This window comes from Streptomyces sp. NPDC006879 (genome assembly GCF_042869595.1).
In the GTDB taxonomy this organism is placed as follows: domain Bacteria; phylum Actinomycetota; class Actinomycetes; order Streptomycetales; family Streptomycetaceae; genus Streptomyces.
Window position 1 is genome coordinate 120925 of sequence record NZ_JBIAGC010000006.1, and the last position, 23787, is coordinate 144711.

Here is a 23787-nt window from a genome sequence, read left to right on the forward strand (position 1 = left end):
CTACCTGGCGCGCGGCCGTCCGTCACCTGAGTTCGCGGTGCCGTTACGGGAACCGACTCAGGGGTCGAGGTCGGCGCCCGCCCGTTCGTCGAAGATCCGCATCGCCTTTGCGGTGACGGGACCGGGAGCTCCCGGCACGTCCCGGCCGTCGATCCGGTGCACGGCCTGGACATCTCGGATGGAGGAAGTCACGAAGACCTCCTCGGCCGCGTCCAGGGCCTCCAACGGAAGATCGGTCTCGTGAGCGCCCGCCCACTCCACGACCAGCGCCCGAGTGATGCCGGCCAGGCAGCCCGAGGCGAGAGGGGGGGTGTGCAGCTGCCCGTCGAGGACGACGAAGACGTTTGAGCCCGTGCCCTCGCAGAGCCGGCCACGGGTGTTACCGAAGAGGGCCTCGGAGGCACCGCCACGGTGGGCGCGGGCGAGCGCGACCACGTTCTCCGCGTACGAGGTGGTCTTCAGTCCCGCCAAGGCGCTGCGCTCGTTGCGTACCCATGGGACGGTGATCACGGCGGTGGTGTCGGGCCGGCGGGTGGCCTCCACCAGAGCGACCACCAACGTGGGGCCGTGTTCGCCGCGTTCGGAGCCCAACGGGGAGATGCCGCCGGTGTAGGTGAGCCGCAGACGCCCCAGAGGCATCGGCTGAGCGGCGAGGACGGCTTGACAGCCTCGACGCACTTCGTCGAGGTCGGGCGCGGGAAGTCCCAGTCCCGCGGCGGACCTGGCCAACCGCTCCAGGTGTCGGGTGAGGGCGAACGGTCTGCCGCCGACCGCCTTGATGGTTTCGAACACGCCGTCTCCGACCGTCAGGCCGTGGTCGAACACCGAGACCTGGGCGTCGTCCGCGTCCTGCAGTCTTCCATCGAGCCAGATCTTCACCGCAGGGTCCCTTCCGTTGCCACGTACGTTCCCGACGCTACCGCCAGCAGCCGCGCCGCCTTGAGTTCGGTCTCCTCCCATTCGCGTTCGGGATCAGAGCCCCAGGTGATGCCGGCCCCGGTGCCGAAACGGACGACCGCTGCGCCGCTCCGCGTTTCGCGTTCGATCCAGAAGGTGCGGATGCCCACCGCGAGCTCCCCGGTGCCGCGGTCGGCGTCGACCCAGCCGATGCCACCGCAGTAGGGGCCGCGGGGGGCCGTCTCAAGGGCCCCGATGATCTTCAGAGCGGAGGACTTGGGGGCTCCGGTGACCGACCCGGGCGGAAAGGTGGCCGCGAGCAGTTCGGGCCAACCCTTGCCCGGCGCGAGCTCGCCACGGACCGTGGACACCAGGTGCACCAGCCCGGGATGTGCCTCGACGGCGCACAACTCGGGGACGGTCACGGTGCCTGCGGCGCAGACGCGACCGAGGTCGTTGCGGACCAGGTCGACGATCATCACGTTCTCCGCATGGTCCTTGGGTAGCAGGTCCTCGGGGGTGCGTCCGGTGCCCTTGATCGGGCCGGAGAGCACGGTGCGGTCGGTGCGGCGCAGGAACAGTTCAGGGGACGCGGTTGCGATCTCCACGCCGTGCACCGGCAGGCGAATCGTTCCGGCATAGGGTGCTGGATTCCCGCGGGCGAGGAGCGCGGTCAGGGCGTCCACATCGGCGGCCCTCGGATCGGGCAGGGTCGCGGACAGCACCCGGCACAGATTGGCCTGGTACACCTCACCGCGCGCGATCTGCTCACGGATGCGGCGTACGCCCTCGGTGTAAGCGAGACGGTCCAGTGAGGAGGTCCACATGTCCGGCGCGGGGGCGCTCCAGGCCCCGAGCTCCGGGGAGGGCACTGGATCGGGCCGCACGTTCCCGAAGCGCGCGCACACCAGCCGCCCCTCGAAGTCAGCGGACACCGCCCAGAAGCCGGAGGAGTCCAGCGCGGACGGATCGCAGGTCACATCGCGTAGATCGGTGGCGAGGAGGCCACCGAAGCGAGCCATGGGGGGGAGGTCAGAGGGGTGGTGCTGCACGGTTGTGAGTCTATGGCGGGTGACCGGAAGGTGCCGATGCGGTGCCGGACCGGTAACCGGCTGCGAACGGACCGCAGCACGCTGCGCAAACGCGTTTTTGAGCTGGACCGGGAATCCGCTAGAGTTCAACACGTCGCCGGGGAACACACAGCCCCGAGGACGAAAGGTGACTGCCGGACCTGGTCCGGAAGGCATCGTGCGGACGTGGCTCAGTTGGTAGAGCATCACCTTGCCAAGGTGAGGGTCGCGAGTTCGAATCTCGTCGTCCGCTCGAAGTCGGGGATCTTCCCGAGAACCCCTGCAACTCCTGGTGGAGTGGCCGAGAGGCGAGGCAACGGCCTGCAAAGCCGTCTACACGGGTTCAAATCCCGTCTCCACCTCCAAGGACGATTAGCTCAGCGGGAGAGCGCTTCCCTGACACGGAAGAGGTCACTGGTTCAATCCCAGTATCGTCCACTGGACAGGCCGGCTCGATCCGGTACGTCCCCCGCGCGATTAGCTCAGCGGGAGAGCGCTTCCCTGACACGGAAGAGGTCACTGGTTCAATCCCAGTATCGCGCACGCAGTAGTCACACTGCGGCCCCTCGGCTGCGGTACCCGCGCGATTAGCTCAGCGGGAGAGCGCTTCCCTGACACGGAAGAGGTCACTGGTTCAATCCCAGTATCGCGCACCACAGGAAAGCCCCGACCGTCTCTCGGTCGGGGCTTTCGCGTGTGCGTCGCCGCTGGGCGGGAGCCCCGCGGGGGCGGAGCTCACCGCAACTTCGGTCAAGAGGAGAAGAGCATCCGGCCGAAGCCGCGGTGCCCACGCTTGTGGCCATGGTGGCCATGGTGCGGCGCGCCCCACGCCGGAGCCGGGACGCCTTGCGCCGGGTACGCCTGCGGCGCGGGCGGCGCAGCCTGCCACTGGGCCTCCAGGCGGGTCAGGGCCTCCAGCTCGCCGTAGTCCAGGAATATGCCGCGGCATCCGCTGCACTGCTCGATCTGGATGCCGTTGCGGTTGTAGGTGTGCATGATCGCGTGGCACTTCGGACACTGCATACTCGGCTCAACTCCTCGCCGTCGTCGGGCATCACCGGGATGCATGCCCAGTGACTCGGGCATCACCCTATGCCGGTGAAGGCTCTTCCCCGCCGGTCCGAAGTGTCGCAACTCGGGTACAGGAATCCACCATCAGCTGCTCCACCTCGTCGAGCAGCCGCTCCTCGGCCACCGACTTGGCGACCGCCAGCGCCGCGGCCTGCACCGTCAGGGCACGAGCGGCGACGTCCAGCCGGGGCCAGGGGTCTCCCGCGGCTCCGGCTGCCGGGCCTCCGGCGGCACGGTAGGCGTCCAGGAACCGGGTCCAGACGTCCGCACCCAATAGCCCCGCGGCGAACCAGGCGGCGGGTCGGGCGAGGTCCCACGCCGGATCGCCGGCACCGAGGTCGTCCACGTCGATCAGCAGCCAGGGGCCGTCGGGGGCCGGGTGGCGCACCAACTGGCCCAGATGCAGGTCACCGTGGCACAGGGCCCGGTGGCGCGACGGCTGCGGCGCGCCGCCCTTGGCCCACGCGGGGAGGGTCGCGGCAGCAGCCCGGATCACCGCCGCGGCGACAGCAGGCATCGAGGCGCCGGGCCCCCGGGTGGGCGGGCAGGCGCGATCGAGGCGGCGTAGGGCACGGTCCACCTTGACGGGCCCGCGCATCGGCGGGAGCGAGGCGGGGAGGACATCAGGCGCGGTGGTGTGCAGTCGCGCCAGCAGCCGCGCGACTTCCTCCCACGGTGCGGCTTCGGGGTCTTCCGGGTCGACCGGACTGCCCTGCGGCCAGAGCGACACGGCCCGCCCACCAGCCCTGGCGCGGGCCGCCTGGTCCGTCGTGAGGAGCAGCGGAGGCAGCAGCACCCCGGTGAGCAGGGGTGAGGACGCCACCCTCAGGCGGACCGCGAGTGCGGGGAGATCGGTGTCGGGAGCATGCGCCTTGGCCACCACTCCCCCGACTGCGACCACGGTGCCGTCGGCGCGGTCAGCGAGCACCGCGGCCGGAGCGGACGCCGCCGCTCTGTGCGGGTGGGGCAGTGCGGACGCCGCGAGGGCGGCCAGTTGGTCGGCGAGTGCGGCGGTCACGGTCCTCGTCCCCTTGCTGCGGTTCCCCGTATCCTCGCACGCTGGCCCGGCAGGCACCGGGCCGACAAGGGTGTGGGGGGTGCGGCTCCCCAGCCGCACCCCCCACACCTTGTGAAGCCGTCCGCCGCACCCCCGTCCCCACGGGGCTGAAAACGGCCGGATGCACCGGCCCGGGCCGCTCTCCCGGGCCGGGACGCGCTCAGCGCCCGAGCATCACACCCACGGACGACGCCTGTGTCACCACCGCTTCCCAGCCGCCGAAGAGGACGACCAGGAGGGTGGCCAGGGGAAGCACCATGGCCGCGGCCACCAAGGGGTGGCGCGTACCGGACTGACGGCCGCCGAACGCGGCGAACGCCTTGCGCCCCTGCGTGCGGATCATCGCCCGCCCTGCCGTGTCCGCCATGGTCGCTCTCCCTGTCGTCTTGGCAGCGGCGGGCTGGTGACCTCGGGGGACGAGTGCTTCACCCGCCGCTTGACTTCAACGGTAGGGGCGCCGAGGGGCCTGGTCCTCATGCCCTCGTACCCATTGGCGGGCCTACAGGAGGATGACGCGGGCGCCCACGGCGTACTCCCCTGGGTGTACACGGCCCCGCGGTCCCCCAGGGGACACCCCTGAGGGCCGTGCGGTCACTCGGTCTCCAGCGGCGCCGGGACCGGCGCTTCCACCAGGGCGAGCACCCGGTTGGCCATGAAGCGCGCCGTGCGCACCACCGCTCCCGTCCGGGTGACTTCGCTCACTTCCACCACTCCCCTGCGCACCGCCGTCTCCACCCTGCGCCCGGCCCGGCTGGCCACCACCTCGTACGTGCGTGTCGTGTCACCCGCGTCCACGACGATCTCGACCCGGTCACCCTTCATCGCCAAACCCCCTTCTCTGAAGGACTCTTGGGAATGCACATGGCCGGAAGACGGCTGTGGGGCCATTTCCTGACCACCCTTCAATTGTCCCACTCCGCACTGACAATCGAATATCCAGACGAGGGCGCGGCCTCTGAGCACACTCCCCAGATCGTCCGTAAGCTGTGGCTCGTCAACAGGACGACCGGGCAGCGGGGTGGACATGGCGATGATGCGGCTCCGGCGCGAGGACCCGCGTGTCGTCGGCACGTTCAGGCTGCACCGCCGCCTCGGGGCCGGCGGCATGGGGGTGGTCTACCTCGGCTCCGACCGGCGGGGTCAGCGAGTGGCCCTGAAGGTCATCCGCCCGGATCTCGCCGAGGACCAGGAGTTCCGCTCGCGTTTCGCGCGCGAGGTCTCGGCCGCGCGTCGCATCAGAGGCGGCTGCACCGCCCGTCTGGTGGCGGCCGACCTGGAAGCCGAACGCCCCTGGTTCGCCACCCAGTACGTACCCGGCCCCTCGCTGCACGACAAGGTGGCCGAGGAGGGCCCGCTGAGCGCCGCGCAGATCGCCGCGGTGGGCGCGGCGCTCTCGGAGGGCCTGGTCGCGGTGCACGAGGCGGGTGTGGTCCACCGGGACCTCAAACCCTCCAACATCCTGCTCTCCCCGAAGGGGCCGCGGATCATCGACTTCGGCATCGCCTGGGCCACCGGAGCCAGCACGCTGACCCACGTGGGTACCGCGGTCGGTTCACCGGGGTTCCTCGCTCCGGAGCAGGTGCGCGGGGCGACCGTCACCCCCTCCACCGACGTCTTCGCGCTGGGGGCCACCCTTGCGTACGCGGCAACGGCCGATTCGCCCTTCGGGCACGGAAGTTCCGAGGTCATGCTCTACCGGGTGGTACACGAGGAGCCGCAGCTGTACGGGGTGCCGGACTCGCTGGCTCCGCTGATCCGAGCGTGCCTGGCCAAGGACCCGGAGGAACGCCCCACCACGCTCCAGTTGTCGATGCGCCTGAAGGAGATCGCGGCACGTGAGGCACAAGGACTGTCCGACTCCCGGCCGCCCGCCCAGCGCGGCGAAGCGGCCCGGCCGACCGGCCGGTTGGCCGACCAGTACGCCCGCCAACACACCGAGTTGCGGCCCGGTGAGGAGTCGGTCGTGGCTCCCACTCAGCGCGCCGGCCGACCCGGGATCCGACCGGGCCGCAATCCCGCCTCGGGATCGGCGCCGCTGCGAGGTACCGCTTCACGGCCGTCATCGCCGCGCCATCCCGCAGGCCGCGACGGCGGACCGGGTACCAACGGAAGGCCGTCGCGACCGACTTCCGCAGGTCGGCGCCCAGGCGGGCCCGACCGCAGGCTGCTGCGCCAGCGCCTGATCGTCTTCGTGGTGGTCACGCTGATCGTGGCCCTGGGCATCGCCGCCGCGCAGAAGCTGTGATCGGACCGCCCCGCGCGCACCTGGTGCCCGATCGCGCGCAGGGCGGGCGTCTTGCTCAGGAGACCGGCCGCCCGGTGGCCACCGCGTAGAAGGCGACGGCCGCGGCAGCACCGACGTTCAACGAGTCCACCCCGTGCGCCATCGGGATGCGCACCCACTCATCGGCAGCCACCAGTGCACGGGTGGAGAGCCCGTCGCCTTCGGCGCCCAACATCAGCGCCACACGCTCCAGGCGGTGCGGCGCAGCGGCGTCGATCGGGGAGGCCTTCGCGTGGGGGGTGAGCGCCAGCAGCTTGAAGCCCGCTTCGCGCACCCCGTCCAAGCCCTTGGGCCAGTCGTCGAGCCGGGCGTAGGGGACGGAGAAGACGGCCCCCATGGAGACCTTGACCGAGCGCCGGTAGAGCGGGTCGGCGCAGTCCGGGGACAGCAGCACCGCGTCCATTCCCAGGGCCGCGGCGCTACGGAAGATCGCTCCGATGTTGGTGTGGTCGTTGACCGACTCCATGATCACTACTCGTCGGGCGGTACCGAGCAGTTCCGCCGCCACCGGCAGGGGCTTGCGTTGCATGGAGGCGAGCGCTCCGCGGTGGACGTGGTACCCCGTCACCCGCTCTGCCAGTTCGGGGCTGACGGCATAGACCGGGGCGGGGACCTCGTCGATGACGTCACGCATGACGTCGACCCACTTCGCGGAGAGCAGCATGGAGCGCATGGCATAGCCCGCGTGTCGGGCCCGTCTGATGACCTTCTCGCCCTCGGCGATGAACAGCCCTTCGGCCGGTTCACGCCGTCGGCGCAGCTCGACGTCGGTCAGGCCCGTGTAGTCGCCCAGGCGGGGGTCTTCGGGGTCTTCGATGGTGATGAGATCAGCCACAGGGTGATACTGCCTTGTCCGGGGTGTGCTGCCAACGGCCCGGGCCAGCCGGGTTACTCAAGGTTACGCGGGGTCAGTGGGTATCCTGCGGGCCCACCGTGACGACTTCTCCGATGATGATGACCGCCGGCGGGCGGACCTCGCGGTCCCGCACGGTCTCAGCCACGGTCGCCAAGGTGGCGTCCACCCGCCGCTGGGCCGCGGTGGTGCCCTCCTGAACGACCGCCACCGGGGTCTGCGCGCCACGGCCGTGCTCGACGAGGGTGGCTGCGATCGCGCCGATCTTGTCCACGCCCATCAGGATCACCAGGGTGCCCCGTAGCTTCGCGAGCGCCGCCCAGTCGATCAACGAACGGGGGTCGTCCGGCGCCACGTGCCCGCTCACCACCGTAAACTCGTGTGCCACGCCACGGTGCGTGACCGGGATGCCGGCAGCACCGGGCACCGAGATCGAACTGGAGATTCCGGGCACGACCGTGTAGGGAATGCCGGCTTCGGCCAGAGCCTGCGCTTCTTCCATACCGCGCCCGAACACGTAGGGATCTCCGCCCTTGAGACGGACCACGGCCTTCCCCGCCCTGGCGTGCTCGATCAGGGCGTTGTTGATGGCCTCCTGCGGCATGAACCGTCCGTAGGGGATCTTCGCGGCGTCGATCACCTCCACATGCGGCGGAAGTTCGTCCAGAAGGTCCCGCGGGCCGAGCCGGTCGGCGATGACCACGTCCGCCTCGGCGAGCAGGCGCCGGCCCCGCACGGTGATGAGGTCCGGATCGCCCGGCCCGCCCCCGACGAGGGCGACGCCCGTGGTGTGACCACGGTGCCGGTGCGCCGAGATGGCGCCCTCGCGCAGGCCTTCGACGATCGCGTCCCGCACAGCGGCCGAGCGCCGCGGGTCCCGCTCCTGCGCCTCGGCGGTCAGCACGGCCACGGTGACCCCGGCGCTGCGACCGGTGGCCGGGGTCCATGCGGTTGCGGCCTCGGCGTCGTCGCTGCGCACGCACCAGACCCGGCGGGCCTCCGCCTCGGCCGACACCAGATCGTTGGCGACCCGGTCACGGGTGGCGACGAGCACGTACCAGGCACCGTCCAGATCACCGTCCTGGTAGCGGCGCCGCTCCCAACGGATCTCTCCGGTGTCCGCCATCGCCTCGACGGACGGTGTCGCGGAGGGGGAGACCAACAGCACCTCGGCGCCGGCAGCTATCAGCGCGGGCAGACGGCGCTGGGCCACCTGTCCGCCCCCGATGACGACGACCCGCCGACCGGACAAGCGCAGTCCGACGGGGTAGGCGGAGTGTTCGGCCATGACGGGTGTCTCCTCGTACGTACGTGGCTGCGCGTGCGGCGGCGTGGGCGGGAATGCGGCGCATGCGCCGGGGCCAACGTTACGGGGCCCGGCTTGCCGGGGCGGCCCCGGGGACGGTGAGCTGGCGCACGACGGGCGAGGCGACGGCCCGCCCGGGCGACCGGGGCGACCGGACGCGTCGAGGTGGCCTGCCCCACCCACGGGGCGTACCGCAGGGGGATGGGGCCCCACGTCGTCGGGGGGCGGGCGGCACACGCGTCGGTGCGCGTGCCCAAGGGCCTCGGTGCCCCCGCTCCGACAAGAGCGGGGGCACGGTCGGAACTACTTCTCGGTGACGCCCGCGGAATCGAACGTCGCCACCTCGTGCATGGCGCGGGCAGCGCTCTGCACCAGCGGGAGGGCGAGCAGCGCGCCCGTCCCCTCGCCGAGCCTCAGGTCGAGGTCGACCAGCGGGCGCAGCCCCAGCTTGGTCAGCGCCGCCACATGTCCGGGCTCCGCACTGCGGTGCCCTGCGATGCAGGCGGCCAGGGCCTCGGGGGCGATGGCACGGGCCACCAGCGCGGCTGCTCCCGCGCTGACCCCGTCCAAGATCACCGGGGTCCGCAGGGAGGCTCCGCCGAGGATGAGGCCCACCAGCGCGGCGTGCTCCAGCCCGCCGACGGCGGCGAGGACACCGATCGGGTCGGCGGGGTCGGGTCGGTGCAGCTCCAGCGCCCTGCGCACCACGTCCACCTTGTGGTCGTGCATCTCGTCGTTGATGCCAGTACCCCGACCCGTGACCTCGGTGGGGTCCGCACCGGTGAACACCGAGATGAGGGCCGCGGAGACAGTGGTGTTCGCAATGCCCATTTCTCCGGTGAGCAGCGCCTTGTTGCCGGCTGCGACTAGATCGCGTGCGGTCTCGATGCCCACCTCGATGGCGGCCACTGCTTCCTCACGGCTCATCGCGGGGCCGGCGGTGAGGTCGGACGTGCCGGGACGAACCTTGCGGGGCAGCAGGCCGGGGGTGGCGGGCAGGTCTCCGGCGACGCCCACGTCGACCACGCAGACCTCGGCGCCGACCTGGTTGGCGAAGGCGTTGCAGACCGCGCCCCCACCCAGGAAGTTGGCGACCATCTGCGAAGTCACCTCCTGCGGCCAGGCAGTGACTCCCTGGGCGTGCACCCCGTGGTCACCGGCGAAGATCGCGACGGCCGCGGGCTCCGGGACGGGCGGCGGACAGACCCGCGAGAGGCCGGACAACTGGGCGGAGATGATCTCCAGCATTCCGAGCGCGCCGGCCGGCTTGGTCATCCGCTTCTGCCGCTCCCAGGCCTCACCAAGCGCCTTGGCGTCCAGGGGCCGGATGTTCGCGACGGTCTCGGAGAGCAGGCTGTGCGGCTCCTCGCCGGGCAACGCGCGCCGGCCGTACGTCTCCTCGTGGACGACCCAGGACAGCGGTCGCCGCTTGGACCAGCCGGCCTGCATCAGCTCTGGTTCCTCGGGGAACTCGTCGACGTAACCGACGCACAGGTAGGCCACGACCTCCAGGTGCTCGGGCAGGCCGAGCGCCCGGACCATCTCTCGCTCGTCGAAGAAGCTGACCCAGCCGACCCCGAGTCCCTCGGCGCGGGCGGCGAGCCACAGGTTCTCGACGGCGAGCGCCGAGGAGTAGGGAGCCATCTGCGGCTGGGTGTGCCGACCCAGGGTGTGCCTGCCACCGCGGGTGGGATCAGCGGTGACGACGATGTTCACCGGGGTGTCGAGGATGGCCTCGATCTTCATTTCCTTGAACTGCTTCGCACGGCCCTTCGGCAAGGACTTGGCGTACGCCTCCCGTTGACGGGTGGCCAGCTCGTGCATGGCACGACGGGTCTCGCCGGAACGGATGACCACGAAGTCCCACGGCTGCGAGTGACCGACGCTCGGCGCGGTGTGAGCCGCTTCGAGGACGCGCAGGAGCACTTCGTGCGGGATCGGGTCGGCGCGGAAGCCGTTGCGGATGTCACGGCGCTCCCGCATGACCCGCAGCACGGCGTCACGCTCCGCCTCGTCGTAGCCGGGGGCGGCGGCGCGGCGCTCGACCTCCTGGGGTGCGAGTGGCTCGGCGGGGGCGCCCTCAGGGGCATCGAGGGCGTCCTCCGTCGTGGCGGTCGCCTCGACGGGGGCTGGCGCCGCCGGCTCTTCGGCGGACGCGACCCGGGGCTGCTCCTGCGGGGCCGGGACCGGTTCCGGCTCGATCGGCGCCGCCTCGACCACGGGAACCTGATCGGCCTTCGGTAGCGCACCGGACACCAGGAGGTCCGCCAGCGGTACCCCGGCCGGCGGGGTGGGCGTCCCCGAGGCGGCCGGATCGGCTGGCTGCGTCGGCGGCTCCTCCACCACCACGGAGGGCTGCTGCGGCTGTCGGGTTTCGGGGGCGGCGACCGTCGGCTGCGCCGGGGCTGGCGCCTCCGCTTCCAGCGCCGTCTCGATGACTTCCGGCTGCTGTCTCTGCTCGGTAGGAGGCGCCACGGGGGTCTGCCCCTCAGGGGCCTCGGCCGGTGCGGACGCGACGGGTTCCGGGGCGGTGGGGACGGCTTCGGAAGGGTCGGGCTCCGCCCCGGAAACCTCGGTGTCGACCGGGGCGGCCTCTTCCAAAGGTTCCGCTACCGCTTCCACGACCCTCGCCGCGGCCGGGGCCTCATCAGCGGCGGCTGCCGGCGGCGCGATCACCACGGGCGGGTCGGCCGGCGAGAAGGGGATCGACTCCCCCGGTGGGGACTCGGGGTCGACCGGTGCCGCAGTCGTTTCCGGGGCCGGCTCGGCCGCGGGCTCCGCAGCGGCTTCGGGCAGCGGGGCGGGGGCCGGCTCTCCCAGCACGGGCGCCGCCTGACCAGCAGAGGGCAAGGACGCCTCGATCGGAACGAACGCACCGACCGGCATCTGCGGCACACCGGGCTGTCCCTGCGCGGCGCCCGCCTGCGGGGCACTGACCGGCTGGGCCTGCGCGACCAGCAGGGACGGCTCCGCTACCGGGGCTTGGGAGACTTGCGGAAGGGCAGTTTGAAGCTGCGGCTCGGAGTCCCAAGGGACGCCCGGCTGCGGGGGGACCTCGCCCGTGTGAGGGCCGCCCTGCGCCGGTACGGTCTCCCGCTGCTGCTCGGTGGCCTCGGGTCCGGACTGCGCGCCCGCGACGCTCATCGGCGCACTCGGCGTCGGCGGTGCGGCCGGCCCCCGGTCAGCGAGGGAACGCACGACGCCACCACCGGCCTCGGGCATCGGGGGCCCCATGTGCAGGGGGCGCCGCAACGGGGTCGCGGGAACCGGCGCCTCGGGGGCGGTGCGCACGGCGCCGAGGTCGAGCGCACCCGCATCGCGCCCGCCGGTCTCGTGGGCCTCGGCTGGGGGCGCCGGCTGCGAGGCGAACTCCTGTGGCGCATGGGCCTCGGCGGCGGGTGGGGGGACGACGGGGACGACCTGCGGATCGCTCCAGGAGCCCTGCCCGCTGGGCATCAGGAGCAGCTCCTCCTCTTCCGCGTCGGTGTCGAGGTAGACGAAGCCGGAGGTCGGCCCGGGGATGCCCGGCTGATCCACCATGCCCGTGCTGTCCGGGAGACCCTCGCCCGGGACCTGGCCGGTGTCAGTCATGCGTACCCCTCGCCCATCGGTTGTGCTTCCTCGATCAGCTCGCCGGGACGTCCGAACGCGGCACACCCGGGCCCGTCATGAAGAACGAGCGGATGCGTCACGCGGCACGAGCACCCGCCGACAACACAGCATTGTCGCGGGCGATCGCGGCGGTGGCAGCCATAAACGCCACAGCCTGCTGTGGACTACGCCACGTCGCGTGTCCCCCGGATTCTGCCGTACCACACCGACACCCGGGCGGTAGACCGAATGCGGACATCGGCAAACCGGCCACGGTGAAGCCCCAGGGCGGTACGGCGATCGGCCAGCCTACCCCGGCGGGCGCCGCCGGCGGATCACTGGGCCCGGCCCTCGCGGGTGCCGGAGACAAGGAAGACGACGGAGCGATCCCGCTCCTGCCAGCTGCGCGGGTCGAGTCCCACGGACTGCAGGAGCGCGCATTCGACGGTGTATCCGCTCTCGCTGAGAGCCCGGCCGATGGCCTCCGCCTCGTCCCGGGTGGACGCATGGCTCACGATGCGCTCGGGCCGACGGTCCGCGCAGGCGGTGACCACTTCCACCCCGCCACCGCCGATCCGCACGACGTCGGGCTCGGGCAGCGACTCCAACACGTGGGGGGCCCTTCCGTGCACCACTTGGAGTTGCACCCCGCTCCGCCGCGCCCAGGCCTTCAGATCCGCGCAGGCCTGGGCGTCATCGTCGACGGCGATCACGGCCGCGCCGAAGGAGGCGGCGTCGATGGCCAGCGCCCCCCGCCCGGTGCCGATGTCCCACACCAGGTCACCGGTGGCGGGGCCGAGCCGGGCCAGCTGGGCGGCTCGCAGCAGCGGCGAGGCACCTTCGGAGGGCTGCTCGGGCGGGCCGTCCGGCCCGGGTGGAGGCATCGGCACGGGTAGGGCCCATCCGCGGCTGCGCGGGCGGGGCCCGCCGGCCAGCCAGGAGTCCTGCTCGGTGGGGAGGACGGACCCGCCGATGACGATCACGACGTTGGGATCGCGCCAGCTGTGGTCGGCTGCCCTGTCCGAGGTGAGGACGGTGACCTGCTCCTGCGCGGTTCCGAGGGCCTCACAGATGACGAAGGTGCGGTGGACGCCTTCGAGGAGGAGGGCGAGTTCGGCCGGTCCGGCGCCGGGCGAGGTGAGCACGGCCACCTTGGGGTAGGCGCGGCAGACGTTGACGGCACGCCGCAGTGTGCGCCGGTGCGCGACGACGATCCGGGCGTCGTCCCAGGGCATACCGGCACGGGCGAAGGCGGCGGCCACCGAGGAAACGGCGGGCACGACTTCGACTTCGAGGCCGCGGTCCGGAGCGCGCAGCGCGCGTACGACGCCGAAGAAGCCGGGGTCCCCGTCGGCAAGGACCACGGCGCTGCCCCGGTGGGCTGCGATCTTGCGGGCGGCGAGTTCCAGGCTGCCCAGACGGATGCGTTCCGCGGTGGCCGGGACTTCGGGGAGTTCCAGGTGGTGGGCCGCGCCGGCCACCAAGGTGGCGGCCGAGAGCGCGGAAGTCGCCGCCGCCGTCAGGGGGGAGCCGTCCCAGCCGATCACCGTAACCCGGTCGGCCATCTCTTCTGTCTCCTGGGGTCGGCTCAGGTTGGGGCTCCGCGGGGCGGGCGGAGGTCGGGTTGCGCGCATCGTGAGCGTACCTGCTCAGGGCAGGCTGGGACCTGTTCGCCGGAGGCGGTCGCAGTCGGAGCGGCTCCCGCTGGTCCTTCGGAGGGTGAGGGTCCCCGCCACGAGCGGCCGAGCGTCTCAGCGGAGGGGCTGTCAAACCCCGTAGCGGGGGTACCCGCCGGCGTCGGCGAACTGCCCGCCGGCGTGTCGGAGGTCCCCGTCGAGGTCTTCCGGCAGGAGGCTCCAGACGATGAGGTCGGTGCGCAGTTGGGCCCAGCCCCCGTCAGCGGTCGGGGTGCGTACTATCCAGGCGTTGCGCAGTACGCCTTCACTGATACAGCCGATCTTCTGGGCCACCTGTTGGGACGCGGTGTTGTCGGCGGCGGTACGCAGTTCCAGCCGTTCGAACTGCTGGTCGTCGAAGAGCCACTGGGCCACGGCGAGCAGGGACTCGCCCGCGTACCCCTCGCCCCGGGCCCAGGGGGCGGTGACATAGCCGACCTCGGTGTTGCGGCAGCGCCAGTCCGTGTTGCGCAGGTGCACGATGCCGACGAGGCGCTGGGTGAGGAACTCGGTCACGGCGAAGACGATCCCGCGCCCCTGCGATCGCTCGGCGGGCGCCTGGTGGGTGACCCAGCGGCGGGCGTCCTCACGGGTGAAGGGGTGCGGTACCGCCGTCCATGTGGTGATCAGCTCGTCGTTCATCATCTCGGTGAGCGCCATGACGTCGGACTCCTCGAAGGGCCGCAGCACCAGCCGGTCGGTGCTGATGGAGATCTCCGGGAAGATGGTGGTCATGCTCTGCTCCATGCCTAGATGGCCGAAGGCCGCGGACGGCCGACGGTAGCGGCCCCAAGGGGCCCAGCATGCAGCATCGACCAGGGGATGTGCATGGCCGGGTCACCCGCAGTCGTACGGCTGAACGACCCCGCGCCACCACGAAGGTGACGCGGGGCCAGTTCCCACGGGGCCCTGGGGTCAGGCCTGCGGGGTGCCGAAGGCGGGGATCACGGACCCCTTGTAGGTGTCCTCGATGTACTTCTGCACCTCGGGGGAGTTGAGCAGCTTGGCGAGCTTCTGGATCCGTGCGTCCTTCTCGTTGCCGCGCTTGACGGCCAGGAAGTTCGCGTACGGGTTCCCCTCACCCTTCTCCAGCGCCAGGGCGTCCTTGCTGGGTTCCAGGTCGGCCTCGATGGCGTAGTTGCCGTTGATGACCGCGGCGTCCACGTCGTTCAGGGCGCGGGGCAGCGTGGCGGCTTCCAGTTCCTTGAACTCAAGCCCCTTGGCGTCGCTGATGTCGGAGAGCTTGGCGTCCGTACCGACTCCCTCCTTGAGGGTGATCAGCCCGTTGTCGGCCAGCAGGTGCAGCGCACGCCCCTCGTTGGTGGTGTCGTTGGGAACCGCGACGGTCTGGCCGGCCTTGAGGTCGGAGAGGGCCTGGTGCTTCTTGGAGTACAGGCCGAGCGGCTCCAGGTGGACGTTGACCACGGGGACGATGTCGGTCTTGTTCTTCTGGTTGAAGTCGTCCAGGTAGGGCTTGTGCTGGAAGAAGTTGCCGTCGATCTGGCCCTGCTGAGTGGCGGTGTTCGGCAGGACGTAGTCGGTGAACTCCTTCACCTCCAGCTTCAGCCCTTCCTTGGCGGCCAGCTCCGTCTTGACGAAGTTCAGGATGTCGGCGTGCGGGGTCGGCGAGGCTCCGATGACCAGCGGCTTGGAGGCGGTGGCCTCGTCGCCCTGACCAGAGGAGGCCGGGTCGGAGGAACTTCCACACGCGGTCAGCCCGAGGGCGAGGGCTGCGGTGGCGGCGGCAACGGCGGTGAGCTTGGTGTTCTGGCGCACGAAGAGTGCCTCTTTCTTGGTGGTGCGGTGAAAGCCCGAGCACGACAAGTGCGGGCTGTACTGGGGGGGGTGGATCGGGGGGCGGTGTACGCCGCTTTCAGGTGGCTCGGCCGCGGCGGGCCAGCAGCCGGACGGCGCCGTCGCCGATCAGCTGCACCACGGTGACCAGGGCGACCAGGACGAGGACCGTGGCGAGCATGAACCCGGTCTCGAAACGCTGGAACCCGTAGGTGATGGCTTTGGAGCCCAGGCCTTCGCCACCGACCGCACCGGCCATGGCCGAGTACCCGACCAGGGTGATCACGGTCGTGGTCACGGCGGCGACCAGAGACGGCAGGGACTGCGGCAGCAGGACCTTCCAGACCAGGGTGGGAACGCCGCCCCCCATCGACTGGACGGCTTCGACCAGCCCGTGGTCCACCTCTCGGACGGCGGTCTCGACCAGCCGGGCGAAGAAGGGGATGGCACCGATGGCCAACGGGACGATCATGGCGGTCGGACCGATGAACGTGCCGACCACTGCCGTGGTCACCGGGATCAGGAAGATCAGCAGGATGATGAACGGCAGTGAGCGGCCGATGTTCACCACCGCGCCGACCGCCTTGTTGACCGGGCGGTTCTGGAGCAGTCCGCCCCGGTCGGTGAGGACCAGCAGGATGCCCAGCGGGAGTCCGCCGAGGACTGTCACCAGGGTGGACCACAGCACCATGTAGAGGGTGTCGTAGGTGCCCTGCGTCAACAGCGGCTGCATTTCGGTCCAGGTCACTTGGCACCTTCCTCGACCAGCTGGGGCTGCGCCCGCGGGGTGCGGCTGCCACCGGCGCCCACGAGGGTGTCGATGGGGGTGTCGACGTACTCGACAACGTCCACCTGTAGGCCCTGCTCGCGCAGGAAGCCGACGGGCACCACGTTGTCCTCGTAGCGGCCGGGCAGTTCCATCCGCATCCGACCGACCTGGCGCCCACCGACGGTGTCGAGCGCGGCGCCAAGGACGCTGATGTCGATGTTGTAGGTGCGCGCCAGCTGGGAGATGACCGGCTGGGTCGCCGTCTCTCCGTGGAAGGTGACGTCGATGACGGTGCGTTCGGGGCCCGTGGCTGCGCCGCTGAGCGGGAAGAGCTCCTGGGCGAGCTCGGAGCCCGGGGTGGCGAGCAGTTCGGTGACGGTGCCGGATTCCACGATCCTTCCCCCCTTCATCAGCGCGGCTGAGTCGCACACGCTCTTGACCACGTCCATCTCGTGCGTGATGAGCAGCACGGTGAGGCCGAGTTGCTGGTTGAGGTCCCGCAGCAGTTGCAGGATCGATCGGGTGGTCTCGGGGTCCAGAGCACTGGTCGCTTCGTCGGAGAGCAGCACCTTGGGGTCGCCGGCCAGGGCGCGTGCGATGCCGACGCGTTGTTTCTGTCCTCCGGACAGCTGCGCCGGGTAGGCCTTGGCCTTGTCCTGGAGGCCGACCAGTGCGAGGAGTTCCAGTGCCTTGCGGGAGCGGTCGCGGCCGGGGACGCCCAGGATCTCCAGGGGGAGCTCGACATTGGCCTGGACCGTGCGTGAGGAGAGCAGGTTGAAGTGCTGGAAGACCATGCCGATGCGGCTGCGCGCTTGTCGGAGCTCGCGACCGGCCCGGCGGCCCCGCCCGGCCAGGGCGGTCAGTTCGGCCCCGTCCACGGTGACCGTGCCGGTGGTGGGGCGTTCGAGCAGGTTCACGCAGCGGATCAGGGAGGACTTGCCGGCGCCGCTCTGGCCGATGACTCCGTAGACCTCGCCCTTGCGTACGTGGAGGTCGACGCCGTCGAGGGCGGTCACCTCACGGCCGCGTGAGTGGTAGACCTTGGTCAGGCCCGATGTGGTGATCACTGGGTTTCCGTCGCTGTCGAGTGCTCGGCAGGGATGAGCCGGCACGGGGCGTGCATCTGGGACGCGTGACGGGCTGAACCGGTGGGGTTCCGGTGGGATCAGCGCGTGCGCGGGGCGGGAGCGATCCGTGGTGAGCGGAGGCTCGGCCGGGTCTCGCTTCGGGGCGCGAGGCTCAGTCGGGGGCCCTCAGAAGGCGCACATTCGACACATACAACGAGCACCGGGCGCGTTCATCGCCTCGGTCGCAAGGGTGCGGCTGCTCGTCGTGGTCATACCGACAGTTAACCAGACAGATTCACCGACTGATCAAAACCGTCCGAATATCGGACAGGACATGACCACAGTATGGACGGAAAGGGTCACCGAGAGATCCCCGAAGTCCCCCCACATGACCGTCGTGACCTGCGTCGCAGCCTGGTCGAGTGAGACCGACCCCGCGGCGCACACCCCGCTCCCGGCTCCCGTACATGTGGTCAAGACCACCAGCGCCGCGCCGCCGGGTGCCAAGCCCGTCTCACAGCACCCGCACGGCGAGGCACCCGAACAGCCAGGAGGACGGTCGAGCCCCACGGGGGCGCGCGCACCGACCCCACCCACCCGTAATACGCTCACCCCCATGTTCGTCACCCTCACCGTCACGCTCGCAGTGGCGGCCCTCCTGCTGGCCGCGTGGTGCGGCTTCGCCGCGTCCCGGAACGAACCCACCAAGGACTGGCACTTCATCGGCATGGCCGTGGTGAGCGTCCTCGCGCTGGCCCAGCTGGCCGTCGGACTGGTGCGCCTCGGCCGCGGTGAGGACCCTGCCGAGGGTGGGGTGATCTTCGTTTCCTACCTGGTGGGCGCTTTCTTGGCGATTCCGGCCGCGGGCTTCCTCTCGCTGACCGAACGCACCCGCTGGGGATCGGCGACGGTGGCCGCCGGCGCCGTCGTACTCGCGGTGCTCCAAGTGCGCCTGTGGGACATCTGGGGAGGCAACGGTGCCTGAGACCACCGCCAACGGGGTCGAACCGACCCCGGGGAACCGCCGCCTGGCGAGCGGCCCGGGACTACTGCTGGTCTGGGTCTACGGCGTGATCACGGTGGGCGCGCTCTCGCGCTCGCTCTACCAGATCCTCACCGAGTTCGACCGCGCGCCACTGGCCTACACCTTGTCCGGCCTGGCGGCGCTCGTGTACACCTTCATCACCTACTCGCTGGTGCGGGGCGGGGAAAGAGCGCGCCGAGCGGCCCTGGTGTGCTGCGTCGCCGAACTCGCCGGTGTACTGACGGTGGGAACGTGGACCCTGGCGGAGCCCTCCGCCTTCCCCGACGCCACCGTGTGGTCGGACTTCGGGATGGGATACCTGTTCATCCCGGTGATCCTCCCGGTGACCGGCATCTGGTGGCTTCGCCGGTCCCGGACCGCATAGCGGGGAAGGCGGTGGTTCAGGCGCTGACCACGTAGTCCGTGTCCCGCCCGGCGGCCTCCTTCTCCAAAACGATCATGCGTACGCCGTCCTCACCGGTGCTGTCCCCGACCGCGGCGTAACCGGCCCGCTTGTAGAGGCGCAGGCCACCCTCACTACGGTGACCGCTGTGCAGCTGGAAACGCGCGGTCTCCCCGCGGGCGACCAACTCCCCCTCCATCGCACGCAACAGCCGCGTGCCGAGCCCGTGGCCCTGCATACGGGGGTGCACGCCGAGCTTCGCGATCCGGCCCACGCCGCCCTCGTCGGTGTGCCCCCGGACCATGCCCACCACTTCGTCGCCGAGTCGGGCCACCAAAACGCAGTCCCTGGAGAGTTCGGCACGGATGGAGTCGAGGGTCTGGACGAGGGGATCGATGTGGTAGTTCCCGTACAGCTCGGCCTCACGCTGGAAGCACAAGTACTGCAGTCTGAAGATCTGCTCGGCATCCTGCGAGTTCGCCGCAGAGATGGTCACACTCATGCCCATATGTGCATGCCTCCAGCTCAACTGGTAGCCCGTCGGTTCTCACGCTCCTTTCCCAAAAGGTCAGGAGACACAACCTCCGCTGCCAGCATTCTGCGCAGACATCCCAGGCAACGGGAACGTGCCGGCCCCAGACTCCCCTGTGAGATACCCAACTCCCCTGCGATTTCGCGGTACGTCAGGTCCTGCGGCGACAGAAGTGCAGAAATCAATTCCGGACAGCGTCCGGGTAGTCGAGCCGCCGCGGCCCGCAGCGTCCGCCGTTCCTCGCCCTCCAGAGCCAGGAGTTCCGGTGAGGAGGGCTGCCCCGCCTCGCGGTAGGGGACTTCCCTTCGGGCCCTGCGGCGCGCCGTGCGGGCTTCGGCGCGTACGGCACGCCGCACCCAGCCAGCCGGTTCGCCGGCGAGCATCACTCCCGGACCGCCCTCCAGCAGCCTCACCCACACGGCCTGTTCCAGGTCCTCGGGATCGGCGCCGGTACCGTGCGCTTCGGCCGCTGCCTCGGCGGAGAGCAGCGGGCCGAGTTCTTCGAGGGGCAGGTCCATGCCGCGCTCGACGCACGCCCTACGGCTTCTGGTTGCCCCTAGAGCCACTCCTCACCCCAACGGGTGACTCCCGTGCGTACCCAGGGTCAGCGGCGACGGAAGTCCTCGAAGGCCAACAGCCCGGTGTCCGGCATATCGGTGAAGATGCCGTCGATCCCCTGCTCGAAGTACGTCCGGAACGCGCCGAACGCGTCCCCGTATGCCGCGGGGTCGCTCCCGCGCCGGAAGTCGGCCGGCAGGAAGGCGTTCTCGTTGCGCATCGTGTAGGGGTGCAGGACCAGTCCACTGCGGTGGGCGTCGCGCACCAAGGTGGTGGGAGTACCCAACGCGCCGTCCGCGTCCCTGGGGATGATCAGGTCAGCGGTCGGGCCGATGCCCTGCGCGAAGCCGGCCATCCAGCGCAGGCCCTTCGGCTTGACCAGGTCGGCCACAGTGCGCGGATCGCCCGCGACCTCGAAGTCCCAGGGGCGGGTGTGCGCCGCCGAGAGGAGCACCACCAGCGGGGAGTCGACCAGCTTCCCGAGGCGCTGGATACTGGAGGGCTCGAAGGACTGGAGGAAGACGGCCGAATCGTGACGGTGGCGACCGTAGCGGCGCAGCAGCTTGGCGAGTCGCTCCTCCAAGCCCAAACCCAACCCCCGGAAGTACGTGGGGTGCTTGGTCTCCACGTGCAGCCAGACCTCCGCACCGCGACGGCGCCCCTCCTGATCCGCCCACCGCAGCACCTCCTCGAAGGTGGGCACGCTCCAGCGCCCGTCATAGAGGGTGTTCTCCTGACGGATGGTCGCAATCCGCTCCTTCGCCCGTAGTGTCTTCAGCTCGGCGAGCGTGAAGTCCTCGGTGAACCAACCCGTGGTCGACACCCCGTCCACCGTCTTGGTGGCCCGGCGCGAAGCGAACTCCGGGTGGTCGGCCACGTCCGTGGTGCCGGTGATGTCGTTCTCGTGACGGCACACCAGGTGCCCGTCCTTGGTCGGGACGAGGTCCTGTTCGATCACGTGTGCACCCATGTCCAGAGCCAGCTGGTACGAGCCCAGGGTGTGCTCGGGGCGGTACCCGCTGGCTCCGCGGTGCGCGATGATCGCCGGGACCGGCAGGCGGCGGTGCGCGGGCCGATGCCCGCGGGAGGCCGTGGTGACGGTGGCTCCGCCGCCCTGGGCGGCGTGCGCCGTGGTGGCCGACAGGCCGAGCGCGGCGCCTCCGGCGCCGAACACGGCTGCTCCCAGCAGGCTGCGTCGGGCCGGGCTGGTACCCGCCGCGGCGCCGTCCTTGGTTCCCCCATGGGTCATGAGTGACTCCCCGATACAGGTCCGTTCACCGCGGTCGCGGCGGCCTGATCGTAGGCTGGCGGTCCTTGCTGGCGGGCGCACGTGGCCGGAACTCAGCGCAAACTGAAGTCAACACTACGTATCTGATGTGTGAACCCGATGTGCAACCGGCAGGCAGCCGAGAGTATCGTCCTCACCTGCACAGACCTCGTGCCGTGCCCACTCCTCACGACGCCGGAGGGCCCCGTTGTCCCGTTTCAAGCTCATCAAGACATCGTTGCGACCGGTACTGCGGCTGATGTTCCGCCCCCGGGTCGAAGGCGCGGAGAACATCCCGGGCACTGGTCCGGTGATCCTCGCGGGCAACCACCTCACCTTCATCGACTCCATGATCTTGCCCCTGGTGTGTGAGCGTCAGGTCGTCTTCATCGGCAAGGACGAGTACGTCACGGGCAAGGGTGTCAAGGGCCGGCTGATGGCCTGGTTCTTCACCGGTGTCGGCATGGTGCCGGTGGATCGCGACGGGGCGAACGGAGGGGTCGCCGCCCTGATGACGGGCCGGCGGATCCTGGAGGAGGGCCGGATGTTCGGCATCTACCCGGAGGGCACCCGCTCCCCCGACGGCCGGCTGTACCGCGGGCGGACCGGCATCGCCCGGCTGACCCTGATGACCGGCGCACCCGTGGTCCCGTTCGCCGTGATCGGCACCGACAAGCTACAGCCGGGCGGCGCGGGTCTCCCGCGTCCGGGCCGGGTCACGGTCCGCTTCGGCCAGCCGATGGAGTTCTCCCGGTACGAGGGCATGGACCGGGACCGCTATGTGCTGCGCGCCGTCACGGACTCGGTGATGACGGAGGTCATGCGACTTTCGGGTCAGGAGTACGTCGACATGTACGCCACCAAGGCCAAGGCCGCCTGAGCACTCCTCCGGCGCGGAGGCTACCGGCGGCGCAGCGCGCGGCTGATCCCCGCCGCGGTGGTGGTGGCCAGCAACCACCCGGCGACGATCAGCAGATAGGACAGCCACTGGTAGCCGCCGCGCGGGGCGAAGGCCGACTCCTGCCCGAAGCCGATGATCGGCAGCATCAGGTCGAGGGTGTAGAAGACGGGGTTGAAGCCGGGCGCCTCGTCCGCTTTCAAGGGCGGCGGCGGATTCAGTGCGAAGGCCACCGCCCCGATCAGGAGCAGGGCCGTGAGCCACACCGCGGCGCGCAACGGCCGGAATCCGTACCCGACGGTCGCATCCTGCAGCACCCCCCACAGCCGGGTGTGAGGGGGCAGCGTGCGGCGGAGGCGGCGCAGCTTGGCGAGTTGTACGGTGCGTGCCCCGTCCTCGTCTCCCACCGTCCGGTAGGAGGCGGCGAGTTGTTCGTAGGCGTAGGGCAGGTAGCCCGACTCCTCTCTCTCCAGCAGGGGCAGCCGCTGGACGGCCGGCATCGAGGGGGCGAGGCTGCGGTAGGTCAGCCCGTCGATGTGCACGCTTTCCGGCCAGACTTCCTGGGGGACGTGCAGCAGGTCCACCTGGGTACGGCGCAGGTTGACGGCTCCTTGGATGGGTGAGGCCTCCCGTAGCCACAGCTCACCGATGACACAACTACTGGCCCGCAGCGCTTGGCCGCCGGGGTACGACAGCCGTGCGTAAGCCAGGTTCAACTGGCCCGGGATCCTGGCTCCGCTGAGGTTGACGCGTCCGTGGGCGCGCAGCCGCATGGCTCGCAGATCGGTTCCCACCGACAGGGTTTCGGCATGCAGGGCGGTGCCCCGTGGGGTGTGCAGTTCCGCGTCGTCGAGGTTGACCTGCCCCGCTACCACCGCCCCGTTGATGCGGACCTGTCCGTGCGCGACCAACCCGGCGGCCCACAGGTCGGTGGCAATCTCGGCGTGGTTGAGCTGGAGCGCGGGCTCGGTGGTGTGGGCAGCCTGCGCGGCCTCCGGATCGACCTCCGGATCCTCGACCGGCGCGGGAACGCCGAGTTCGGCGTCGTTGAGGAAGAATCCGGACAGGCGTGCGCCGGCCAACCGGACGGGACCGGCTATCCGACAACAGCTGAGCCGCAGCACCACGTCGACCCGGATGGTCCCCGCGGTGAGCCCCGGCAGCACCGAGCCCGTGAGCACCAGCGCCCGCAGTTGGGAGCCGTACAGGTCCGGGGGGCGTTCGAAGTGACAGGACCGCATCCGCACGGGGTGCTCGACCGTGGCGTACTTGAGGTCCAGGGTGCCGGTGACGCGGGCCCCTTTGAGTTTGAGGCCCGCGACCTCACCCGGGCGCGCGACGGAGCCCAACAACAGGGAGCGCAGCACCTTGGCGCGGACGGTGCGTTCCGGCCCCCAGGAGGCCCCTTCGCCGGGATCCTCGTCGGAGCTCTCGCGGAAGTCGACCCCCTCGCCGCGCGGGAACGCCTCCCAGATCCGGCGTTCGGCAGGGGTCAGGTCGTTGAACTCCATCGGCGGGATGGTGTCGTATGCACCTTCTCCATGTCAACGACCAACTTCCTTTGTTCATTGCCTACTTGATTAAGAACAGGCGGCCGGTCGGCGGCCCTTCCGGAGGCAGGGTCCGTTTCCGCCGCGGACAGCCGTCCCGTCCGGCTCGATCACAAGAGG

Annotated in this window: 22 protein-coding genes and 5 tRNA genes; 9 read left to right on the forward strand and 18 right to left on the reverse strand. The window is 70.6% G+C overall.

Annotated elements, in window-relative coordinates; translation table 11 throughout:
• Positions 1-57: 57 nt before the first annotated feature.
• Positions 58-879: an aminotransferase class IV gene (locus ACFYMC_RS07240; protein ID WP_388520116.1), complete on the reverse strand. Its 822-nt coding sequence runs from the start codon at positions 877-879 to the stop codon at positions 58-60.
• On the reverse strand, positions 876-1949 hold the full coding sequence (locus ACFYMC_RS07245; RefSeq protein WP_388520119.1) for a chorismate-binding protein: 1074 nt from the start codon (positions 1947-1949) through the stop codon (positions 876-878). Before ACFYMC_RS07245 ends, ACFYMC_RS07240 begins: the two co-directional genes overlap by 4 nt.
• Before the next feature lie 198 nt (positions 1950-2147).
• Here ACFYMC_RS07245 and ACFYMC_RS07250 point away from each other — a divergent pair.
• The 5 genes from ACFYMC_RS07250 to ACFYMC_RS07270 all read left to right on the forward strand — a co-directional run bounded on the left by ACFYMC_RS07250 (position 2148) and on the right by ACFYMC_RS07270 (position 2623).
• Positions 2148-2220 (forward strand) — tRNA-Gly (locus ACFYMC_RS07250).
• 38 nt (positions 2221-2258) lie between these two features.
• Positions 2259-2332: transfer RNA gene (locus ACFYMC_RS07255), tRNA-Cys, on the forward strand.
• Between the two features lies 1 nt (position 2333).
• Positions 2334-2405: transfer RNA gene (locus ACFYMC_RS07260), tRNA-Val, on the forward strand.
• A 33-nt stretch (positions 2406-2438) separates the two neighbouring features.
• A tRNA-Val gene (locus ACFYMC_RS07265) sits at positions 2439-2510 on the forward strand.
• Positions 2511-2548: 38 nt separating this feature from the next.
• Positions 2549-2623: transfer RNA gene (locus ACFYMC_RS07270), tRNA-Val, on the forward strand.
• A 94-nt stretch (positions 2624-2717) separates the two neighbouring features.
• Here the strand turns inward: ACFYMC_RS07270 and ACFYMC_RS07275 are convergent.
• From ACFYMC_RS07275 to ACFYMC_RS07290, 4 genes are all read right to left on the reverse strand, one after another.
• A complete protein-coding gene (locus ACFYMC_RS07275) occupies positions 2718-2990 on the reverse strand; it encodes a zf-TFIIB domain-containing protein (RefSeq protein WP_388520122.1) in 273 nt (90 codons plus the stop codon).
• Between the two features lie 67 nt (positions 2991-3057).
• Complete coding sequence (locus ACFYMC_RS07280) at positions 3058-4056, reverse strand: phosphotransferase family protein (RefSeq protein WP_388520124.1); 999 nt, start codon at positions 4054-4056, stop codon at positions 3058-3060.
• A gap of 199 nt (positions 4057-4255) precedes the next feature.
• Positions 4256-4462 (reverse strand): hypothetical protein, encoded by a 207-nt coding sequence (locus ACFYMC_RS07285; RefSeq protein WP_388520127.1) that lies wholly within the window; start codon positions 4460-4462, stop codon positions 4256-4258.
• A 224-nt stretch (positions 4463-4686) separates the two neighbouring features.
• Entirely contained in the window at positions 4687-4917 is a 231-nt protein-coding gene (locus ACFYMC_RS07290; protein ID WP_388520131.1) for a hypothetical protein, read from the reverse strand.
• A 202-nt stretch (positions 4918-5119) separates the two neighbouring features.
• Between ACFYMC_RS07290 and ACFYMC_RS07295 the strand changes: the two genes are divergently transcribed.
• Positions 5120-6340 (forward strand): serine/threonine-protein kinase, encoded by a 1221-nt coding sequence (locus ACFYMC_RS07295; protein WP_388520134.1) that lies wholly within the window; start codon positions 5120-5122, stop codon positions 6338-6340.
• Positions 6341-6395: 55 nt separating this feature from the next.
• Here the strand turns inward: ACFYMC_RS07295 and ACFYMC_RS07300 are convergent, their stop codons facing one another.
• The 8 genes from ACFYMC_RS07300 to ACFYMC_RS07335 form a co-directional block, all read right to left on the reverse strand.
• Positions 6396-7214: a TrmH family RNA methyltransferase gene (locus ACFYMC_RS07300; protein ID WP_388520137.1), complete on the reverse strand. Its 819-nt coding sequence runs from the start codon at positions 7212-7214 to the stop codon at positions 6396-6398.
• A gap of 73 nt (positions 7215-7287) precedes the next feature.
• Positions 7288-8520, reverse strand: a complete 1233-nt coding sequence (gene cobA / locus ACFYMC_RS07305) for a uroporphyrinogen-III C-methyltransferase (protein ID WP_388520140.1) — start codon at positions 8518-8520, stop codon at positions 7288-7290.
• Between the two features lie 321 nt (positions 8521-8841).
• On the reverse strand, positions 8842-12129 hold the full coding sequence (gene cobT / locus ACFYMC_RS07310) for a nicotinate-nucleotide--dimethylbenzimidazole phosphoribosyltransferase (protein ID WP_388520143.1): 3288 nt from the start codon (positions 12127-12129) through the stop codon (positions 8842-8844).
• Positions 12130-12464: 335 nt separating this feature from the next.
• Positions 12465-13694, reverse strand: a complete 1230-nt coding sequence (gene cbiE, locus ACFYMC_RS07315; RefSeq protein WP_388520145.1) for a precorrin-6y C5,15-methyltransferase (decarboxylating) subunit CbiE — start codon at positions 13692-13694, stop codon at positions 12465-12467.
• A gap of 201 nt (positions 13695-13895) precedes the next feature.
• A complete protein-coding gene (locus ACFYMC_RS07320) occupies positions 13896-14540 on the reverse strand; it encodes a GNAT family N-acetyltransferase (protein ID WP_388520148.1) in 645 nt (214 codons plus the stop codon).
• Positions 14541-14720: 180 nt separating this feature from the next.
• A complete protein-coding gene (locus tag ACFYMC_RS07325) occupies positions 14721-15581 on the reverse strand; it encodes a MetQ/NlpA family ABC transporter substrate-binding protein (RefSeq protein ID WP_388520151.1) in 861 nt (286 codons plus the stop codon).
• A gap of 97 nt (positions 15582-15678) precedes the next feature.
• Positions 15679-16347, reverse strand: a complete 669-nt coding sequence (locus ACFYMC_RS07330) for a methionine ABC transporter permease (protein ID WP_388520153.1) — start codon at positions 16345-16347, stop codon at positions 15679-15681.
• On the reverse strand, positions 16344-17435 hold the full coding sequence (locus tag ACFYMC_RS07335) for a methionine ABC transporter ATP-binding protein (RefSeq protein ID WP_388520156.1): 1092 nt from the start codon (positions 17433-17435) through the stop codon (positions 16344-16346). Before ACFYMC_RS07335 ends, ACFYMC_RS07330 begins: the two co-directional genes overlap by 4 nt.
• Before the next feature lie 616 nt (positions 17436-18051).
• Between ACFYMC_RS07335 and ACFYMC_RS07340 the strand changes: the two genes are divergently transcribed.
• Together ACFYMC_RS07340 and ACFYMC_RS07345 are read left to right on the forward strand one after the other, a co-directional pair.
• A complete protein-coding gene (locus ACFYMC_RS07340) occupies positions 18052-18420 on the forward strand; it encodes a hypothetical protein (protein WP_388520158.1) in 369 nt (122 codons plus the stop codon).
• The gene (locus ACFYMC_RS07345) at positions 18413-18844 is read left to right on the forward strand and encodes a hypothetical protein (RefSeq protein WP_388520161.1); all 432 of its coding nucleotides are present in this window, start codon (positions 18413-18415) and stop codon (positions 18842-18844) included. The genes ACFYMC_RS07340 and ACFYMC_RS07345 overlap by 8 nt, the downstream gene beginning before the upstream one ends.
• 16 nt (positions 18845-18860) lie before the next feature.
• Here the strand turns inward: ACFYMC_RS07345 and ACFYMC_RS07350 are convergent, their stop codons facing one another.
• The 3 genes from ACFYMC_RS07350 to ACFYMC_RS07360 all read right to left on the reverse strand — a co-directional run bounded on the left by ACFYMC_RS07350 (position 18861) and on the right by ACFYMC_RS07360 (position 21201).
• Positions 18861-19370 (reverse strand): GNAT family N-acetyltransferase, encoded by a 510-nt coding sequence (locus tag ACFYMC_RS07350; protein ID WP_388520164.1) that lies wholly within the window; start codon positions 19368-19370, stop codon positions 18861-18863.
• A 17-nt stretch (positions 19371-19387) separates the two neighbouring features.
• Positions 19388-19912: a sigma-70 family RNA polymerase sigma factor gene (locus ACFYMC_RS07355; RefSeq protein ID WP_388520167.1), complete on the reverse strand. Its 525-nt coding sequence runs from the start codon at positions 19910-19912 to the stop codon at positions 19388-19390.
• A gap of 86 nt (positions 19913-19998) precedes the next feature.
• Positions 19999-21201 carry a glycerophosphodiester phosphodiesterase gene (locus tag ACFYMC_RS07360; RefSeq protein ID WP_388520170.1) on the reverse strand — a complete coding sequence of 401 codons (1203 nt, stop codon included), beginning with the start codon at positions 21199-21201 and terminating at the stop codon, positions 19999-20001.
• A gap of 226 nt (positions 21202-21427) precedes the next feature.
• Here ACFYMC_RS07360 and ACFYMC_RS07365 point away from each other — a divergent pair, with 226 nt between their 5' ends.
• Positions 21428-22099: a lysophospholipid acyltransferase family protein gene (locus ACFYMC_RS07365; protein ID WP_388520173.1), complete on the forward strand. Its 672-nt coding sequence runs from the start codon at positions 21428-21430 to the stop codon at positions 22097-22099.
• Between the two features lie 20 nt (positions 22100-22119).
• On the opposite strand, the gene ACFYMC_RS07370 is transcribed toward ACFYMC_RS07365, so the two are convergent.
• The gene (locus ACFYMC_RS07370) at positions 22120-23628 is read right to left on the reverse strand and encodes a membrane-associated oxidoreductase (RefSeq protein ID WP_388520176.1); all 1509 of its coding nucleotides are present in this window, start codon (positions 23626-23628) and stop codon (positions 22120-22122) included.
• Positions 23629-23787 lie beyond the last annotated feature (159 nt).

Coding starts and splice junctions, on each gene's coding strand:
- cobA (WP_388520140.1), bottom strand. CDS start 8,520: ATGGCCGAACACTCCGCCTACCCCGTCGGACTGCGCTTGTCCGGTCGG.
- ACFYMC_RS07275 (WP_388520122.1), bottom strand. CDS start 2,990: ATGCAGTGTCCGAAGTGCCACGCGATCATGCACACCTACAACCGCAAC.
- ACFYMC_RS07340 (WP_388520158.1), top strand. CDS start 18,052: ATGTTCGTCACCCTCACCGTCACGCTCGCAGTGGCGGCCCTCCTGCTG.
- ACFYMC_RS07295 (WP_388520134.1), top strand. CDS start 5,120: ATGGCGATGATGCGGCTCCGGCGCGAGGACCCGCGTGTCGTCGGCACG.
- ACFYMC_RS07360 (WP_388520170.1), bottom strand. CDS start 21,201: ATGACCCATGGGGGAACCAAGGACGGCGCCGCGGCGGGTACCAGCCCG.
- cbiE (WP_388520145.1), bottom strand. CDS start 13,694: ATGGCCGACCGGGTTACGGTGATCGGCTGGGACGGCTCCCCCCTGACG.
- ACFYMC_RS07370 (WP_388520176.1), bottom strand. CDS start 23,628: ATGGAGTTCAACGACCTGACCCCTGCCGAACGCCGGATCTGGGAGGCG.
- cobT (WP_388520143.1), bottom strand. CDS start 12,129: ATGACTGACACCGGCCAGGTCCCGGGCGAGGGTCTCCCGGACAGCACG.
- ACFYMC_RS07290 (WP_388520131.1), bottom strand. CDS start 4,917: ATGAAGGGTGACCGGGTCGAGATCGTCGTGGACGCGGGTGACACGACA.
- ACFYMC_RS07350 (WP_388520164.1), bottom strand. CDS start 19,370: ATGGGCATGAGTGTGACCATCTCTGCGGCGAACTCGCAGGATGCCGAG.
- ACFYMC_RS07320 (WP_388520148.1), bottom strand. CDS start 14,540: ATGACCACCATCTTCCCGGAGATCTCCATCAGCACCGACCGGCTGGTG.
- ACFYMC_RS07285 (WP_388520127.1), bottom strand. CDS start 4,462: ATGGCGGACACGGCAGGGCGGGCGATGATCCGCACGCAGGGGCGCAAG.
- ACFYMC_RS07355 (WP_388520167.1), bottom strand. CDS start 19,912: ATGGACCTGCCCCTCGAAGAACTCGGCCCGCTGCTCTCCGCCGAGGCA.